The organism is Lysobacter sp. K5869, assembly GCF_018847975.1.
GTDB lineage: Bacteria > Pseudomonadota > Gammaproteobacteria > Xanthomonadales > Xanthomonadaceae > Lysobacter.
Genome location: NZ_CP072597.1, coordinates 5403535 through 5420747, shown reverse-complemented (window position 1 = coordinate 5420747; position 17213 = coordinate 5403535). Strand labels below are relative to the sequence as shown.

Annotated in this window: 12 protein-coding genes and 1 pseudogene; 9 read left to right on the top strand and 4 right to left on the bottom strand. The window is 67.7% G+C overall.

The annotated features are described in order from the left end of the window. Positions 1-391: 391 nt before the first annotated feature. A complete protein-coding gene (locus J5226_RS23010) occupies positions 392-1183 on the bottom strand; it encodes a class III extradiol ring-cleavage dioxygenase (protein ID WP_215837257.1) in 792 nt (263 codons plus the stop codon). Positions 1184-1384: 201 nt separating this feature from the next. Here J5226_RS23010 and J5226_RS23005 point away from each other — a divergent pair, with 201 nt between their 5' ends. From J5226_RS23005 to J5226_RS22975, 7 genes and pseudogenes are all read left to right on the top strand, one after another. Beyond that, the gene (locus J5226_RS23005) at positions 1385-2833 is read left to right on the top strand and encodes a bifunctional 2-methylcitrate dehydratase/aconitate hydratase (RefSeq protein WP_215837256.1); all 1449 of its coding nucleotides are present in this window, start codon (positions 1385-1387) and stop codon (positions 2831-2833) included. Between the two features lie 265 nt (positions 2834-3098). After that, positions 3099-4103, top strand: a pseudogene (locus tag J5226_RS23000) (OmpA family protein); the annotation flags it as partial. A gap of 501 nt (positions 4104-4604) precedes the next feature. After that, positions 4605-5684, top strand: a complete 1080-nt coding sequence (locus J5226_RS22995; RefSeq protein WP_215837254.1) for an OmpA family protein — start codon at positions 4605-4607, stop codon at positions 5682-5684. A gap of 734 nt (positions 5685-6418) precedes the next feature. Further along, entirely contained in the window at positions 6419-6952 is a 534-nt protein-coding gene (locus J5226_RS22990; RefSeq protein WP_215837253.1) for a hypothetical protein, read from the top strand. A gap of 301 nt (positions 6953-7253) precedes the next feature. Continuing rightward, the gene (locus J5226_RS22985) at positions 7254-7994 is read left to right on the top strand and encodes a pseudouridine synthase (RefSeq protein WP_255322904.1); all 741 of its coding nucleotides are present in this window, start codon (positions 7254-7256) and stop codon (positions 7992-7994) included. Between the two features lie 357 nt (positions 7995-8351). Further along, complete coding sequence (locus J5226_RS22980; RefSeq protein WP_215837251.1) at positions 8352-8894, top strand: hypothetical protein; 543 nt, start codon at positions 8352-8354, stop codon at positions 8892-8894. Next, positions 8891-9520: a hypothetical protein gene (locus tag J5226_RS22975; RefSeq protein ID WP_215837250.1), complete on the top strand. Its 630-nt coding sequence runs from the start codon at positions 8891-8893 to the stop codon at positions 9518-9520. The genes J5226_RS22980 and J5226_RS22975 overlap by 4 nt, the downstream gene beginning before the upstream one ends. Before the next feature lie 75 nt (positions 9521-9595). Here J5226_RS22975 and J5226_RS22970 read toward each other — a convergent pair whose 3' ends face one another. The 3 genes from J5226_RS22970 to tdh all read right to left on the bottom strand — a co-directional run bounded on the left by J5226_RS22970 (position 9596) and on the right by tdh (position 12485). Further along, positions 9596-9982 (bottom strand): HNH endonuclease, encoded by a 387-nt coding sequence (locus J5226_RS22970; protein ID WP_215837249.1) that lies wholly within the window; start codon positions 9980-9982, stop codon positions 9596-9598. Positions 9983-10075: 93 nt separating this feature from the next. Further along, positions 10076-11296, bottom strand: coding sequence for a glycine C-acetyltransferase (kbl, locus tag J5226_RS22965; protein WP_215840544.1), 1221 nt, complete (start codon positions 11294-11296; stop codon positions 10076-10078). A gap of 154 nt (positions 11297-11450) precedes the next feature. Beyond that, complete coding sequence (tdh, locus tag J5226_RS22960) at positions 11451-12485, bottom strand: L-threonine 3-dehydrogenase (RefSeq protein ID WP_215837248.1); 1035 nt, start codon at positions 12483-12485, stop codon at positions 11451-11453. A gap of 149 nt (positions 12486-12634) precedes the next feature. Between tdh and J5226_RS22955 the strand changes: the two genes are divergently transcribed. After that, complete coding sequence (locus J5226_RS22955; protein ID WP_215837247.1) at positions 12635-14788, top strand: S46 family peptidase; 2154 nt, start codon at positions 12635-12637, stop codon at positions 14786-14788. A gap of 155 nt (positions 14789-14943) precedes the next feature. After that, entirely contained in the window at positions 14944-17121 is a 2178-nt protein-coding gene (locus tag J5226_RS22950; protein ID WP_215837246.1) for a S46 family peptidase, read from the top strand. Positions 17122-17213: the final 92 nt, after the last annotated feature.

The following is a 17213-nucleotide window of genomic DNA, read 5'->3' as shown; positions in this document are numbered from 1 at the left end:
AGCCCCTGTAGGAGCTGCGCAAGCTGCGACCGCGACATCGCGCTTACGGCGAAACCCCCGCCACGGCCGAAATCCCAAGGGTTCGTCCTTTGCGATCGCCCTTCGGTGCTACGGGGCGTGTGCTTCGGGTGAGGATGCGTCAAAAGGCAAAGGGCAACAGCGACGGCTAACGGATTTCGGCTTTAACCGGAACGACGTACCGAAGTTGCGGAGCTTCGGGAAAATTCGGCGGAGCGACGTCGCTGCGGTTGGTCGCAGCTTACGCAGCTCCTACAGCGGGCCGCCGATGTTTCGCGGCGAATGCCGCTGCGAGGATGCATCGCGCAACGGCGCGCCCGCCGCCAACGCGCCTATCGGCAGCCGACCGATGCGCGGACCGCCCGCACGCGCATCAATCGAACGCGAACGCATCCAACGCCAACGACCCCATCTCATGCGAACGATGGATCGTCCGCGCGGTCGGCTCGGCGCCCGCCGCGCCCAGCGCCACGAACAGCGGCATCAGGTGTTCGACCGTGGGATGCGCGTGCCGCGCATGCGGCGCGCGCGCTTCCCAGTCGAGCAAGGCCTCGCGGTCGCCCGCGGCGAGTTTCTCGTGCATCCACGCGGCGAACTCCGCGGCCCACGGCGGCATCGGCGCGTCGCGTTGGCCCCAGTCCAGGTCGCCGAGGTTGTGGACGAAACCGCCCGAGCCGATCACCAGCACGCCTTCGTCGCGCAACGCCGCCAAGGCTTGGCCGACGGCGTAGTGCTGCGCGGCGGTGCCGTAGGGCAGCACCGACAGCGGCACCACCGGGATGTCGGCCTGCGGGTACATGCGCCGCAGCGGCACCCACACGCCGTGGTCGAGGCCGTGGTTGTCGCGCAGCTTCGGGTTCAAGCCGGCGTCGGCCAGCCGCGCGGTCACTTCCTCGGCCAGCCGCGGCTGGCCCGGGGCGGGGTACTGGATCTGGTAGAGCGGCTGCGGAAAGCCGCCGAAGTCGTGCACGGTGTGCGGGCGCACGTGGCCGCCGACCATCGGCCGGTCGGTCATGAAGTGGGCCGAGGCGATCACGATCGCGCGCGGCCACGGCAGTTGCTGGCCCAGTTGGTCGAGGAAGCGCCCGGCGGGCGAGTCCTCCAGCGCCAGCATCGGCGAGCCGTGCGAAAGGAACAGGGTCGGCAAGCGGGTGGGGATGTCCATGCGGCAAGGGTGATCCTCGCTCGGGCGATTTCCAAGCCGCGCGGTCGCGCCTGATCGTTCCGTCGTTGTCGGCAATCGTGCCGATGATGGTCGATTGTTGATGCGATGTCGGGCTCGCGGCCGTATCCGTACGCGTGCGATCCGCCGCGCCGCCGCGCTCTGGCAAAATAGCGGGCTCTCTCACCGCAGGCCTTTCGCCCCATGAGCCACTTCGACATCCGTTCGACCGTCCGCCCCGACCCCGACAAGCCGATGGTCGACATCGCCGACTACGTCGCCGATTACAAGATCGACTCGAAAGAGGCTTACGACACCGCGCGCTACATGCTGCTCGACTCGCTGGCCTGCGCGGCGCTGGCGATGGACCATAAGGAATGCCTCAAGCACCTCGGCCCGCTGGTGCCGGGCGGCGAGATGAAGGGCGGCGCGCGCGTGCCGTTCACCTCCTACGAACTCGACCCGGTCCAGGCCGCCTACAACATCGGCGTGCAGATCCGCTGGCTCGACTTCAACGACACCTGGCTGGCCGCCGAATGGGGCCACCCGTCCGACAACCTCGGCGCCATCCTCGGCGTCGCCGACTACCTGGGCCGCAAGGCCGAGGCCGAAGGCGGCAAGGCCATGACCGTGCGCGACGTGCTCGGCCACGCGATCAAGGCCCACGAAATCCAGGGCGGCTACGCGCTCAAGAACTCGTTCAACCGGGTCGGCCTCGATCACGTGATCCTGGTCCGTCTGGCTTCGACCGCGGTGACCACGCAGATGCTCGGCGGCGCCAAGGAAGAGATCATCACCGCCGTCTCGCACTCCTGGATCGACAACGGCGTGCTGCGCACCTACCGTCACGCGCCGAACACCGGCCCGCGCAAGAGCTGGGCCGCCGGCGACGCCTGCCGCCGCGCCGTCACCCACGCGCTCAACGCCAACAAGGGCGTGGTCGGCTACCCGAGCGCGCTGTCGGTCAAGACCTGGGGCTTCTACGACATCGCCTTCAAGGGCAAGCAGTTCGAGTTCGAGCGTCCGTTCGGCAGCTACGTGATGGAGAACGTGCTGTTCAAGATCTCCTTCCCGGCCGAGTTCCACGCCCAGACCGCGGTCGAGTGCGCGATGCAGCTGCACGATCAGGTCAAGGACAAGCTCGACCAGATCGAGCGCGTCGAGCTGGAGACCCAGGAAGCCGGTGTGCGCATCATCGACAAGACCGGCCCGCTGGCCAACTACGCCGACCGCGACCACTGCCTGCAGTACATGGTCGCCGTGCCGCTGATCTTCGGCCGCCTGACCGCGGACGATTACGTCGACGCCGTCGCAAGCGACCCGCGTATCGACGCCCTGCGCGACAAGATGACGGTCAAGGAGAACGAGCAGTTCACCAAGGACTACTTCGACCCCGACAAGCGCTACATCGGCAACTCGGTGCAGGTGTTCTTCAAGGACGGCACGTCCACCGACAAGGTCTCCATCGACTTCCCGATCGGCCACCGCAAGCGCCGCGCCGAGGGCATCCCGGTGCTGATGGCCAAGTTCGAAGCCGCCATCCGCGCCAAGCTGCCGGCCGCCCAGGCCGACCGCCTGCTGGCCCTGGCCAACAACCCGGCCGAGCTCGAAGCGCTGCCGGTGACGGAGTTCATGGGCCTGTTCGTGCGCTGATAAGCGCATCGGGTGCGAATCCGCGCGTGCGGATTCGCACTCCAGAAGTGCAGTTCCGGCTGAACGGAACGGCAGCTTCCAAGCTGAACGAATTGCGACCGGATCCCATAATTCATGGAACCGGCTCGAATGTTAGACGGTTGTTAACACCGCTTTCACGTTGGCAAACCTACCCTGCGCGGGTCGGCGTCGTCCAGGCGGCCGTCCTGAACGGTAGAAACCTCGCAGACGCGGTTTCCATTTATTAAGAACCAGGAGCTACAACATGAATAAGAAACTCCTCTGCGCCGCCCTGCTGGGTGGCCTGAGCCTCGCCCAAGTGGCCAGCGCCCAGGACTTCGACGACCGCTGGTACCTCACCGGCGCTGCCGGCATGAACATCCAGGACAACGACCGCGGCACCCGCAACGCTCCGTTCGGCGCGATCGGCCTGGGCAAGTTCCTCAATAAGAACTGGTCGCTCGACGGCGAACTGAACTATCAGAACCCGAAGTTCGACGCCAACCAGGACGCCAACTGGAGCCAGTACGGCATCTCGCTGGACCTGCGCCGCCACTTCGTGACCGACGGCCGCAACTGGAACCCGTACATCCTCGCCGGCATCGGCTACCAGCGTTCGGAAGAGGAGTACTTCATTCCGTCGCCGCTGTCGCCGGCCAAGCGTAAGGACGGCAACTTCGCCGCCAAGGTCGGCGTCGGCATCCAGGGCGACCTGGGCCGCGTCGGCATCCGCACCGAACTCGCGTACCGCGCCGACTTCGACGACAGCAGCGTCAACGCTTCGAAGGAAGACTGGTTCGGCGACGTGCTCGCCTCGGTCGGCATCGTGGTGCCGCTGGGTCCGGAACCGGCCGCTCCGGTCGTCGCTCCGCCGCCGGTGCAGCCGGGTTGCGCGGATAAGGACGACGACGGCGACGGCGTGAACAACTGCGACGACAAGTGCCCGAACTCGCAGGCTGGCCAGACCATCGGTCCGGACGGCTGCCCGGTTCCGGTCACCATCGACCTCAAGGGCGTGAACTTCGATTTCGACAAGGCCACGCTGCGTCCGGATGCGATCGCCATCCTCAACGAGGCCACCGAAATCCTGAAGCGCTACCCCGAGCTGAAGGTCGAAGTCGCCGGTCACACCGACCTGTGCGGTAAGGACGCTTACAACCAGAAGCTGTCCGAGCGCCGCGCCAAGGCCGCTTACGACTACCTGACCAGCAACGGCGTCGATGCCGGCCGCTTGCAGGGCCCGATCGGCTACGGCGAAAGCCGTCCGCTGGAGCAGACCCCGCAGACGCTGCCGGGCTGCAAGAGCGAGAAGAACCGCCGCACCGAGCTCAACGTCCAGAACTAATCGGACGCAGCGGCTGCCTTGGGCCCGCGGGCCCGAGGCTTGCGATACCGGGAAGCCCGGCCCACGTGCCGGGCTTCCTTTTTGTGTGTGGTTTTCTTATGCGGCACTCGCGTGAGGAGCATTCGGGAATTCGGAACTGGTGCGCAGATTCCTCGCCATATTCGACCGTTCGTCGGGCCAACTGTCCCGATGTGCGCACAAAAAGCGTGGAAGCGTTAACTAACGAACCTGTTCTTGCCCGTCCGCACTACGTTAAGTGGTATTAACAAACTTCTTGACAGTGTATGATCCCCCGCCAGTGACCGCGGCGCTCGGCTCGTGCCGGTGCTGAAAGTGTCTCTGCACTAGAGTCAGCGCCGCATAAGACTGTCCCGATCACACAGTCCCGATCTACCCCCCGTTCCGATCGATCTGAAGGAGTTACAAATGAAGATCCGTATGTTGAGCACCGCTTTGCTGGCGGGCTTGGCTTTCTCGCAGGTGGCCAGCGCGCAGGATTTCGATGACCGCTGGTACCTGACCGGCGCTGCCGGCATGAACATCCAGGACAACGACCGCGGCACCCGCAACGCTCCGTTCGGCGCGATCGGCCTGGGCAAGTTCCTCAATAAGAACTGGTCGCTCGACGGCGAACTGAACTATCAGAACCCGAAGTTCGACGCCAACCAGGACGCCAACTGGAGCCAGTACGGCATCTCGCTGGACCTGCGCCGCCACTTCGTGACCGACGGCCGCAACTGGAACCCGTACATCCTGGCGGGCATCGGCTACCAGCGTTCGGAAGAGGAATACTTCATTCCGTCGCCGCTGTCGCCGGCCAAGCGTAAGGACGGCAACTTCGCCGCCAAGGTCGGCGTCGGTATCCAGGGCGACCTGGGCCGCGTCGGCATCCGCACCGAGCTGGCGTACCGCGCCGACTTCGACGACCAGAGCGTCAACGCTTCGAAGGAAGACTGGTTCGGCGACGTGCTGGCTTCGGTCGGCATCGTGGTCCCGCTGGGTCCGGAACCCGTCGCCGCTGTGGCTCCGGCTCCGGTCGTGGAGCCGGGCTGCGCCGATAAGGACGACGACGGCGACGGCGTGAACAACTGCGACGACAAGTGCCCGAACTCGCAGGCTGGCCAGACCATCGGTCCGGACGGCTGCCCGGTTCCGGTCTCGATCGACCTGAAGGGCGTGAACTTCGATTTCGACAAGGCGACCCTGCGTCCGGACGCCGTGGCCATCCTCAACGAGGCCGCCGAGATCCTGAAGCGCAACCCGAGCCTGCGCGTCGAAGTCGCCGGTCACACCGACCTGTGCGGTAAGGATGCGTACAACCAGAAGCTGTCCGAGCGCCGCGCCAAGGCCGTGTACGACTTCCTGACCAGCAACGGCGTCGACGCCGGTCGCCTGGCGGGTCCGGTCGGCTACGGCGAGAGCCGTCCGCTGGAGCAGACCGCGCAGACGCTGCCGGGCTGCAAGAGCGAGAAGAATCGCCGTACCGAGCTGAACGCTCAGAACTAAGCGGCAAGCGCGCGCCGTTCGCGGCTCGCGTAGCGATACCGAAGAAGCCCGGCCTCGTGCCGGGCTTCTTTTTTGTTTGCGGGTCGGGTCGGGTGCGGCCGTCTCGGCGGTTTCGGTTCGCGCGCGCATCGGCGCGCCGACGGTCAGGGGCGCGCCGCTCGCTCAAAACCGTCGGTCCTGCACGCTCGACTGGCGGCCGACGTCCTATGCCGCGGTGCGACTCAGCGGCCTCGCTTGCGCTTGAGGCGCGCGGGAGAACGCGCGCAGTGCCGGCGCCGCTCCCGACCTGCACATCATCTTCGTCGCGTGTCCAAGCAATGACCCGCGATCGGGCTCGTCCGTAACGGCGTTCGCTGCAGGGCGAATCACTCGGTCGGAGAGAGGCGCTCGCGCGATCTAGCGTGCTCGACCTCAGGCGCGTGCGACAGGCGGACAATCGAAGAAAAGCGCCGAGGCGTCCGATCCCTATCGCGTCGGCGTATCGACGGCGCGTAGCCATGCGCTGCCAAACCTCGCCCCGCACCGAAGTTTCTCCCTCGCCCCCAATAAGCGACAGACGGTCGTCCTCGCCGCGTCCGCCGCTTGCGCGCCGCAGTTCCGCCCGTTCATAAGAAAGAGCGATAAGCGACTGATTTTGCGGGTTGTCCGATCCGGCACGGCCGCCTACACTGGCGCGCACCGACGATGCCGCGCACCGCGCCGGAATCGTCCCGCGCCGAACTGGAGAGAGCCCCATGCGCCGACTGCTTGCCGCCACGTCCCCTCTGTTGTTGGTCCTGGTCGCGGCGTCCGCGCAGGCGCAAACCGGCGCCGCCAACTGCGCCGCGCTGACCGCCTCGCGCGCGCAGCCGGTGCAGCCGACCTTGATCGCGCCGGTGGCGCCGGAACTCGTCGCCCCCTCGCATCAGCTCGGTGCGCCGACCGGCGTGCTGTCGCAGGCGCTGGACGAAGCGCTGTCGGTCGATCAGGTGCTGCTGCGCATGAAGCTCGACGCCTGCACCGTGGCCAAGGCCACCCCGGCCTCGACCGGCATGCCCTCGGCCAACGATCCGGCCGCGTACAAGCCGCAGACCCAGTTCGACAACACCCCCTGGCGCTTCGACATGAGCCAGGGCGGCAAGCGCATGACCGCCGACGAATTCGCCGCCTGGATGAAGGCCAAGGGCGTGCGCGTGGCCAAGGGCGCGCCGGGCGCCGCCGCGCCGGCGCCCGCTCCGGTCGCCGAGGCCGGGCCGGCCAAGGCCGAGGACGGCAAGAAAAAGAAGTAAGCCGCGCTCGCGCGAGGTTTCCGACGGCCGCGGGTTCGCCCGCGGCCGTTTCGTTTTCGGGCCCGGCGAATCCAGCGCGAATCCAGCGCGAACGCGCGCGGAATATTCGCCGTGGCGGGACTTCGGTTTCGCGACGGGTTTGTTTCGGATCCGCGCGACCGAAACAAACCCAGCGGAATCGGAGCCCTGGCCGCGAAAAACGCAGCGCGGCGCAGAAACTCCGCGCGCCGCCGCGCTTCGCGCCGGGCCGCGCCGATTGCGATAATGCCGCGCGTCCCCTCACTTTCCGCCGCGAACCGCCTTGAATAAAAAACCGCCCCGACACGGCCTCGCCCGCGTGCTGTCCAAACAGGGCGTGTGCTCGCGCACCGAGGCCGCGCGCTGGATCGCGGCCGGGCGCGTGTCGGTCGACGGGCGGGTGGTGCGCGACCCGGAATTTCCCATCGTGCAGGGGCGCCAGCGCATCCTGGTCGACGGCGGCGAACTCGGCGCCGCGCCGCGCCGGGTCTATCTGATGCTCAACAAGCCGCGCGGGCTGGTCACCACCGCCAGCGACGAACGCGGCCGCGACACCGTCTACCGCTGCCTCGACGGCGCCACGCTCGACGGCGCGCCGCTGCCGTGGCTGGCGCCGGTCGGCCGTCTGGACAAGGCCAGCGAAGGCCTGCTGCTGTTCTGCAACGACCCGCAGTGGGCCGCGGGCATCACCGATCCCGAGCGCGGTCCGGACAAGACCTATCGCGTGCAGATCGACGCGATTCCCGACGACACGCAACTGCGCGCGCTGGAAGCGGGCGTGGACGACGAGGGCGAGTGGCTGCGCGCCAAGTCGGCGCGGCTGCTGCGCAGCGGCGAGAAGAACGCGTGGCTGGAGATCGTGCTCGACGAAGGCCGCAACCGGCAGATCCGTCGATTGCTCGCCGCGTTCGGGCTGGACACGCTGCGGCTGGTGCGGGTCGCCATCGGCGAACTGGCCTTGGGCGAACTGCCCAAGGGCCAATGGCGCGCGCTGGACGAAGACGATCTGCGCAAGCTGCGCTGAAGCGGCGCCGCAGGCGTCGCGCGCCGGGCGCAGGCCGCCGCGAGAAACCCGACGCAGTTAGCGTTCGCGCGCCGCCGCCGCGCGCGCAGCGGCGTTGAAATCCGACTCCGGTATCGGTCGTCGCTTCGGGCCGCGGCTACAGTTTCGGCAGGGCGCCGTCGGCGCCGGCGTGTGCGATCCGCCGGCGCGAACAGGAAGACGGCGCGAGAACAAGGAGGTGCCACGCCGGCCCGGGCCCGCCCCGCACGCAGGCCGGAGACGCAAACGATCGCACTGCGCGCGCCGATCCCCCGATCCGCGCCGCCGCGGCACGCGCCGCCTTTCCGTTCGCTTATTTCCCTTTCAAGGAGAGATCCCATGTCGTACCCAACGACCGCTTCCATTGCGTCCACGCGACCGGCGCCGCTGCGCCGCGCACGCGCGCTGCTGATGCTGCTGAGCGCGGCGCTGCTCGCCGCAGTCCTGTCGTTCAGCGGCAAAGCCGCGGCCGATCCGGCGGTGGCCAGCCAGATCATGCAACTGATGCGGCAAGACCGGCAGGTGCTCGACGTATACCTCCAGCTGGCGCGCCAGCAGGCGGCCGGCGGCAACATCGCGGCGGCCAAGAACAGCTATCTGTCGGCGCAAGTGCAGGCGATCAGGCTCAACATGGACTTCGTGCGTCTGGTCAAGGAGAACCGCGACTCGCTCGACCGCGGCCTGTACCGCGACCGCGCCGCGCTGGAGCGGGCCACTAACTACGCTCAATTGGCCGGCAACGACACCCAGTTCCTGTCGATCGATCTGCAGATGTTGGCGCAGCAGCCGACCTCGCCCGAGTTCCAGACCCGCTTGCAGGTCGATCTGATCACCTTCAACGCGCACTTGAATCAGCTTGAGCTGGCGATGAGCCAGGCTTGAGCGCGCTCGTCCGCGCCGGCGAAGTCGCGCCGCGCGCAGGCTGTTTTCGTCGCCACGCGGCCGGCGCGACGCCGGGCCCGGCGATTTCATTCTCGAGGAGCAAACCCATGACCCACCGATTCACGACCGCCCTGTCGCGCCTGCGTCGCAGCGCCGGCGCGTTGCGCGGTTTCGCCTTGCTGGCGGCGCTGCTGTTCAGCGCGGGCGCGCAGGCCGATCCGGCCGTGGCGCAACAACTGCTGAGCACCATCCGCACCGAGCGGATGAAGTTCGAGATGGACATGCAGATGGCCAATTACTATCTCGACAACAATCCGAGCCAGGCGCAGATCGCGTTGTCGATCGCGCGCGCCGACGCGATCATGCTGACGAACAAGCTGATGCAGCTGGAGTCGGCGCACAAGGACTCGCGCGCGAACGGGCAGTACCGCGATCTGCAGGCGCTGGAGCGGGCAATAGCGGAAGCCGACTCGGCGCAGAAGCGGATGCAGATGGCGAGCAGTTATCTGATGAACTTGCAGCTGGAGCGGCCGCCGTCGGCGATCACCCGGTTCTTGCTCGACGGGCAATTGCAGATGTTCGAGCGCGATATGCAGGAACTCGAACAGGCGATGAGCCAAGCCTGATCGGCGCTGGGCGACGGGGCCGCGCGCGGCCCCGTCGCGACGGTCGATGCGCGGCGCTGGCGCAGCGTCGGCCGCTCAGTCTTCGGTCGGCTCGCGCCAACGCGACAGGCGCGCATCCAGCAACGCCGCGACCACCTCGCGCGCGCGGGCGTCGCCCGGGCCGCGCGCGTCGTGGCTGCAGCCCTTGCCGTGATTGCACGGCGCGCAGGCGAGGGCGAGGTTGCGCGGATCGTCGGCGTGGTCGCCGACCCGCGCGCACAGCTCGGCCGCGGCGCGGCGGCCGAACCAGGCGCTGGGGACGACGTGTTCGAGCGAGGTCGCGCCGAGCGCTTCGCCGTCGGCGCGCAGGGCGAGGGCGCGGCGGCAGTGCAGGCAGCGGGTCTGCCAAGTGTCGCCGTCGAGCGAGGCCAGCGCGTCGGTGCGCGCGGCTTGCAGCAAACGGCGGCGCAGCGCGGAGCGCATGTCAGCGCGCCGCGCCGGCGTCGAGAACGGCGAACCGGGCCGCCAGGGCCCGATTCGCGTGCGGCGGCCGCATCCGTGCGGGCATGGCGGCGGTCAGGCTTTGATGACGCCGAGTTCGCGGCCGATCTTGATGAAGGCGTCGATCGCCCGGTCCAGATGCTCGCGGGTATGCGCGGCCGACATCTGGGTGCGGATGCGCGCCTGCCCCTGCGGCACCACCGGGAAGAAGAAGCCGATCGCGTAGATGCCTTCCTCGAGCAGGCGCTCGGCGAACTTCTGCGCCAGCGGCGCGTCGTACAGCATCACCGGGCTGATCGGATGCACGCCCGGCTTCACGTCGAAGCCGGCCGCGGTCATGCGCTCGCGGAAGTAGGCGGTGTTCTGCGCCAGACGCTCGCGCAGCTCGCCGGCCGCCGACAGCATCTCGAAGGCCTTGATGCCCGCGGCGACCACGTGCGGCGGCAGCGAGTTGGAGAACAGGTAAGGGCGCGAACGCTGGCGCAGCAGTTCGATCACTTCCTTCTTGGCGGTGGTGAAGCCGCCGAGCGCGCCGCCCATGGCCTTGCCGAGGGTGCCGGTGAAGATGTCGATCCGGTCGAGCACGCCCTTCACTTCGGCCGAACCGCGGCCGGTCGCGCCGAGGAAGCCGGTGGCGTGGCATTCGTCGATGTGGACGAGCGCGCCGTACTTCTTCGCCAGCGCGACGATTTCGTCGAGCGGGGCGATGAAGCCGTCCATCGAGAACACGCCGTCGCTGGTGATCAGCTTGGTCTTGCAGCCGGCCGCGTCGGCGGCTTGCAGCTGCTTTTCCAGGTCGGCCATGTCGCAGTTGGCGTAGCGGAAGCGCTTGGCCTTGCACAGGCGCACGCCGTCGATGATCGAGGCGTGGTTGAGCGCGTCGGAGATGATCGCGTCGTTCTCGCCCAGCAGCGGCTCGAACAAGCCGCCGTTGGCGTCGAAGCAGGCGGCGTAGAGGATCGTGTCTTGCGTGCCGAAGAAATCGGCGATGGTCTTTTCCAACTGCTTGTGCAGATCCTGGGTGCCGCAGATGAAGCGCACCGAGGCCATGCCGAAGCCGTGGGTGTCGAGCGCGTCCTTGGCCGCCTGGATGATGTCCGCGTGATCGGCCAGCCCCAGATAGTTGTTGGCGCAGAAGTTCAGCACCGTGCGGCCGTCTTCGAGCACGATTTCGGCCGACTGCGGGCTGGTGATGATGCGCTCGGACTTGAACAGGCCGGCGGCGCGGATCTCGTCGAGGGTGTCGGCGTAGTGGCGGGTCAGGGAGGCGTCGGACACGGTGCGGTTTCCGGACAGAGGAAAGCCGCCATTCTAGTCCATCGCGCCGGCCGGTCTGCGGCGCCGGCCGTTCAGCGGCCGCGGCGAACGCGGCGCGAAAACGAAAGAAGCGGCCCGCGGGCCGCTTCGTTCGCGCATCCTCAGCGACGCGGACGCGTCGCATCGGCTCCGATCAGTTCCAGCTCAGCACGACCTTGCCGGCCTTGCCCGCTTCCATCAGATCGAACCCCTTCTGGAATTCGTCCACCGGCAACTGATGCGTCAGCACCTTGCCGAGCGGGAAACCCGACAGCACCAGCTGGGTCATCTTGTACCAGGTCTCGTACATCTTGCGGCCGTAGATGCCGTGCAGGGTCAGGCCCTTGAAGATGATCTTGTCCCAGTCGGCGCCGGCGCCCTTGGGCATGATGCCGAGCATGGCGATCTTGCCGCCGTGGTACATGCAGTCGAGCATGTCGTTGAACGCGCGCGGGTTGCCGCTCATTTCCAGGCCGACGTCGAAGCCTTCCATGTGCAGGTCGGCCATCACGTCCTTGAGCGACTGGTTGGCGACGTTGACCACGCGGGTCGCGCCCATGTCGGCGGCGAGCTTGAGGCGGAAATCGTTGACGTCGGTGACGACCACGTTGCGCGCGCCGATGTGCTTGCAGATGCCCGCGGCGATGATGCCGATCGGGCCGGCGCCGGTGATCAGCACGTCCTCGCCGACCACGTCGAACTCCAGCGCGCAGTGCGCGGCGTTGCCGTAGGGGTCGAAGAACGCGGCCAGCTCGCTCGGGATCTGGTCCGGGATCGGCCACAGGTTGCTGGCCGGCATGACGATGTATTCGGCGAACGCGCCGTCGCGGTTGACGCCGATGCCGGTGGTGTTCGGGCACAGGTGCTGGCGGCCGGCGCGGCAGTTGCGGCAGTGGCCGCAGACGATGTGGCCTTCGGCCGAGACGCGCTGGCCGACCTTGTAGCCGGTCACGCCGGGGCCGAGTTCGGCGATGCGGCCGACGAATTCGTGGCCGATCACCAGGCCCGGCTTGATCGTGCGCTGGCTCCACTCGTCCCACAGGTAGATGTGCAGGTCGGTGCCGCAAATGGCGGTCTTCTCGAGCTTGACCAGGACCTCGTTCGGACCCGGGCTCGGCACCGGCACCTCTTCCATCCAGATGCCCTTGCCGGCTTCGCGCTTGACCAGTGCCTTCATCGTTTGCGTCATGGGAATTCGATACCTAGGGGCCGCGGCCGGGCCGGGCGGGAAAGAAGCCGGAATTATACGCCCCGGCCGCGCCGCGGCCGCCCCGGCCGGTTTGCCCGCGGCGGGCGGCTTGGCCTATCGTCGCGGCTTCATCGCCGTACGGAATCACCATGCGCCCCCGTGTGTTAGCCCTGTCCCTGGCGCTGTGCGCCACCGCCGCCCAGGCCGATGAAGGCATGTGGATGCCTTCGCAACTGCCCGACATCGCCCGCCAGCTGCGCGCGGCCGGCTTCAAGGGCGACCCGGCCGGCTTGGCCGAACTGACCCGGGCGCCGATGAACGCGGTGGTGAAGGTCGGCGGCGCGACCGGTTCGTTCGTGTCCGGCGACGGTTTGGTGCTGACCAACCACCACGTCGCGTTCGGCGTGATCCAGTACAACGCCAAGCCCGAACGCGACCTGATCCGCGACGGCTACGTCGCCGCCGACCGCGCCGCCGAACTGCCGGCCAATCCGGATTTCCGCGTGCTGGTGACCACCGGCTTCGACAAGGTCACCGACCGCATCCTCAAGGACGCGCGCGGCAAGCGCGGGCGCGCCTACTTCGACGCCGTGGACGGCGCGACCAAGACCTTGGTCGCCGAGTGCGAGCGCGAAGCGGGCTATCGCTGCAGCGTCGCCAACATGTACTACGGCAGCGATTTCTATCTGATCCGCCAGCTCGAACTGCGCGACATCCGTCTGGTGTACGCGCCGCCGGACAGCATCGGCAACTACGGCGGCGAGATCGACAACTTCGTCTGGCCGCGCCACAGCGGCGATTTCACCTTGCTGCGCGCTTACGTCGGCAAGGACGGCAAGCCGGCCGACTACTCGCCCGACAACGTGCCGTATCAGCCGCCGGGCCATCTGCAGATCGCGGTAGAGCCGGTGCGCGAGGGCGATTACGCGATGCTCGCCGGTTATCCGGGCACGACCTACCGCCATCGCATGGCGTCCGAGTTCGTCCAGCAGATCCAGTGGCAGTTGCCCTCGCGGGTCGCGCTGTACGGCGACATGATCAAGACCATCGACGCGGCCGCGGCCGGTTCGCCCGAGGCGCAGGTGAGCTACGCGGCGCAGGTCAAGGGCTTCAAGAACACGCTCAAGCGCGCCCAGGGCGAGCTCGACGGCCTGCGCCGCAGCGACGCGGCGCGGGTGCGCGGCGAGGACGAGAAGGCGATGCTGGCGTGGCTCGACAAGCAGCCCGACGCGCGCGCGATCCGCGCCGACATCGATGCCGCGCAGAAAGTGCTCGACGCCGGCGCGGCCACGCGCGAACGCGATCAACTGCTGACGGCGATCCGCACCCAGCCGCAGTTGCTCAACGCCGCCTTGACCGTGCAGCGTCTGGCGCACGAACGCGGCAAGCCCGACGCGCAGCGCGAAACCGGCTATCAGCAGCGCGACGAAACCTTGATCGTCGGCCGCCTCAAGCAAGTGCAGCGCCGTTACGCGCCGCAGGTGGAGAAGGCGCTGCTGCTGGAACTGTTGCTGCAATACAAGGCGCTGCCCAAGAGCCAGCGCGTCGACGAGTACGAGCGCGTGTTCGCCGGCGAAGACCGCGCCGCGCTGCAGCGCACGCTCGATGCGCTGTACGCCGGCACCGGCTTCGGCGAAGAAGCGGTGCGCTTGCGCGCGATGCAGGACGACGCGGCCAAGCTCGCCGGCTCCGGCGACAGCCTGCTCAAGGCCGCCGCCGCGCTGCTGCCGGCGGTGTTGCGCATGGACGAGGAAGGCAAGGCGCGCGAAGGCGAACTGCTGCGCTTGCGCCCGGCCTACATGCGCGCGCTGATCGCCTACCGCAAGTCGCAGGGCCGCGCGGTGTATCCGGACGCCAACTCGACCTTGCGCGTGAGCTTCGGCGCGGTCAGCTCGATGGACCCGCGCGACGGCGTGCGCTACCGCCCGCTGACCACGGTGCAGGGCATCGTCGAGAAACACACCGGCGCCGATCCCTTCGACGCGCCGCAAGCTCTGCGCGACGCCATCGCCAAGGGCGATTTCGGCAGCACCGCCGATCCCGAGCTCAAGACCCAACCCGTCGATTTCCTGACCAACCTGGACACCACCGGCGGCAACTCCGGCTCGCCCGTGCTCGACGCCAACGGCCGGTTGATCGGCCTGAACTTCGACAGCAACTGGGAAGCGGTCAGCGCCAGCTGGATGTTCGACCCGCGGTACAAGCGCGCGATCCACGTCGATATGCGCTATCTGCGCTGGCTGCTGGCGAAGGTGTATCCGGCGCCGCATTTGTTGAAGGAAATGCAGTTGCCGGCGGAGTGAAGGCAGGAGATGGCGGATAGGAGTTAGGAGATAGCGGCTCTTCGCTTTTCCTACCTCCTACCTCCTATCTCCTAGCAGCTAACCACCAGCTCCACGCCACGCTCCATCCAAGTTAAACTCGATAGTCTTTTTCTTTACGAATCAGGGGTATACGCATGCGCTACACGCTTTTGGCCGCCGCCGTCGCGGCAGGGACGCTGGGAATGGGGCTGTCGGCTCCGGCCGCGGCGGTGGAGGGCATGTGGGTGCCGCAGCAGTTGCCGGAGATCGCCGCGCCGCTGAAGAAGGCCGGCCTCAAGCTCGATCCCAAGCAACTGGCCAACCTCACCGGCGACCCGATGGGCGCGGTGGTCTCGCTCGGCGGCTGCACCGCCAGCTTCGTGTCGAACCAGGGCCTGGTGGTGACCAACCACCACTGCGCGTACGGCGCGATCCAGCTCAATTCGACCGCGCAGAAGAACCTGATGCGCGACGGCTTCAACGCGCCGACCCGCGGCGAGGAAGTCTCCGCCGGCCCGTCCTCGCGCATCTACGCGCTGGATTCGATCCAGGACGTGACCGCGCAGATCAAGGCCGCCATCGACGGCGCCGCCAGCCCGATCGAGCGCACCCAGGCCGCCGAGACGCTGTCCAAGCGTCTGGTCGCGCAGTGCGAGGCCGAAGCCGGCTACAGCTGCGAGATCTACAGCTTCTTCGGCGGCGTCACCTACCGCCTGTTCCGCAACATCGAGATCAAGGACGTGCGCCTGGTTTACGCGCCGCCGGGCAGCATCGGCAACTACGGCGGCGAAGTCGACAACTGGATGTGGCCGCGCCACACCGGCGATTTCTCGTTCTACCGCGCTTACGTCGGCAAGGACGGCAAGCCGGCCGAGTACGCCAAGGACAACGTTCCGTATCAGCCCAAGCATTGGCTGAAGATCGCCGACAAGCCGCTGGGCGAGGGCGATTTCGTCATGGTCGCCGGCTATCCGGGCCGCACCAACCGCTACGCCCTGGCCAGTGAATTCGACGCGACCCAGAGCTGGACCTACCCGACCATCGCCCAGCACTACAAGAATCTGGTCGCGCTGGTCGAGCGCACCGCCAAGCAGGACCCGGAGATCGGGGTGAAGTACGCCAGCACCGTGCGCGGCTGGCAGAACGTGCTGAAGAACTACGACGGCCAGCTGGAAGGCTTCAAGCGCATCGACGCCGGCGCCAAGAAGCACGCGGACGAAACCGCCGTGCTGGCGTGGCTGCGCAAGCGCGGCGACGCCGGCAAGACCGCGCTGGACGCGCACGCCAAGCTCGAAGAGCTGCAGGCGCGCAACGTCGGCCACCGTCAGCGCGATCTGGTTTACGGACAGCTGCGCCGCAGCGGCGCGATCAGCGCCGCGACCTTGCTGTACCGCGCCGCGGTCGAGCGCGCCAAGCCCGACGCCGAGCGCGAGCAGGGCTACCAGCAGCGCGATCTGCCCGAGAACAAGGCCGCGCTGGAGCAGATGGACCGCCGCTACGACCCGCGCATGGACCGCGAGCTTCAGGCCTACTGGCTGCGCGAATACGTCAAGCTGCCGGCCGGCGAGCGCATTCCCGAACTCGACCGTTGGCTCGGCGGCAACGACGAGAAGGCGGTCAAGCGCGCGCTGGACAAGCTCGCCAAGACCAAGCTCGGCGCGCTCAAGGAGCGGCTGGCGCTGTTGAACGCCGACCGCGCGACGCTGGACAAGAGCCGCGATCCGGCGATCCAGCTGGCCCAGGCGCTGCTGCCGGCGAACCTACGCATCGAGCAGGACGCCAAGGTCGCCGCGGGCGAGGGCGCGGTCGCGCGTCCGGCCTACCTGCAGGGCGTGATCGACTACCGCAAGAGCCAGAAGCAGGCGGTCTACCCCGACGCCAACTCGACCCTGCGCATCACCTTCGGCAACGTCAAGCCGTACACCAAGCTCGACGGCGCCAAGCAGGCCGCCTTCACCAAGCTCGAGGAAGTCGCGGCCAAGGCCACCGGCCAGGATCCGTTCGACGCGCCCGATTCGCTGCTGGAAGCCATCGCCGACAAGCGTTACGGCGGTTTGGAAGACAAGCGCCTGAAGACGGTGCCGGTGAATTTCCTGTCCGATCTGGACATCACCGGCGGCAACTCCGGTTCGCCCGTGCTCGACGGCCAGGGCAAGCTGGTCGGTCTGGCCTTCGACGGCAACTGGGAATCGGTGAGCTCGAACTGGGTGTTCGATCCGACCATGACCCGCATGATCGCGGTCGATCAGCGCTACATGCGCTGGATCATGCAGGAGGTCTACCCGGCGCCGCAGGTGCTGGCGGAGCTCGGCGTGGCGCCGAAGAAGAAGTAAGCGCCGCGGCGTCGCTGCGAACGAAACGCCGGCCTTCGGGCCGGCGTTTTGTTTTTTTGCGGGACGTTGCGCCACGAAGTGGCGCGACGGGG

Excerpts from the sequence above, each read along its gene's own strand:
- J5226_RS22980 (WP_215837251.1), top strand. The coding sequence starts at position 8,352 with ATGTCGTACCCAACGACCGCTTCCATTGCGTCCACGCGACCGGCGCCG.
- J5226_RS22955 (WP_215837247.1), top strand. The coding sequence starts at position 12,635 with ATGCGCCCCCGTGTGTTAGCCCTGTCCCTGGCGCTGTGCGCCACCGCC.
- tdh (WP_215837248.1), bottom strand. The coding sequence starts at position 12,485 with ATGACGCAAACGATGAAGGCACTGGTCAAGCGCGAAGCCGGCAAGGGC.
- J5226_RS23005 (WP_215837256.1), top strand. The coding sequence starts at position 1,385 with ATGAGCCACTTCGACATCCGTTCGACCGTCCGCCCCGACCCCGACAAG.
- J5226_RS22970 (WP_215837249.1), bottom strand. The coding sequence starts at position 9,982 with ATGCGCTCCGCGCTGCGCCGCCGTTTGCTGCAAGCCGCGCGCACCGAC.
- J5226_RS23010 (WP_215837257.1), bottom strand. The coding sequence starts at position 1,183 with ATGGACATCCCCACCCGCTTGCCGACCCTGTTCCTTTCGCACGGCTCG.
- J5226_RS22990 (WP_215837253.1), top strand. The coding sequence starts at position 6,419 with ATGCGCCGACTGCTTGCCGCCACGTCCCCTCTGTTGTTGGTCCTGGTC.
- J5226_RS22995 (WP_215837254.1), top strand. The coding sequence starts at position 4,605 with ATGAAGATCCGTATGTTGAGCACCGCTTTGCTGGCGGGCTTGGCTTTC.
- J5226_RS22950 (WP_215837246.1), top strand. The coding sequence starts at position 14,944 with ATGCGCTACACGCTTTTGGCCGCCGCCGTCGCGGCAGGGACGCTGGGA.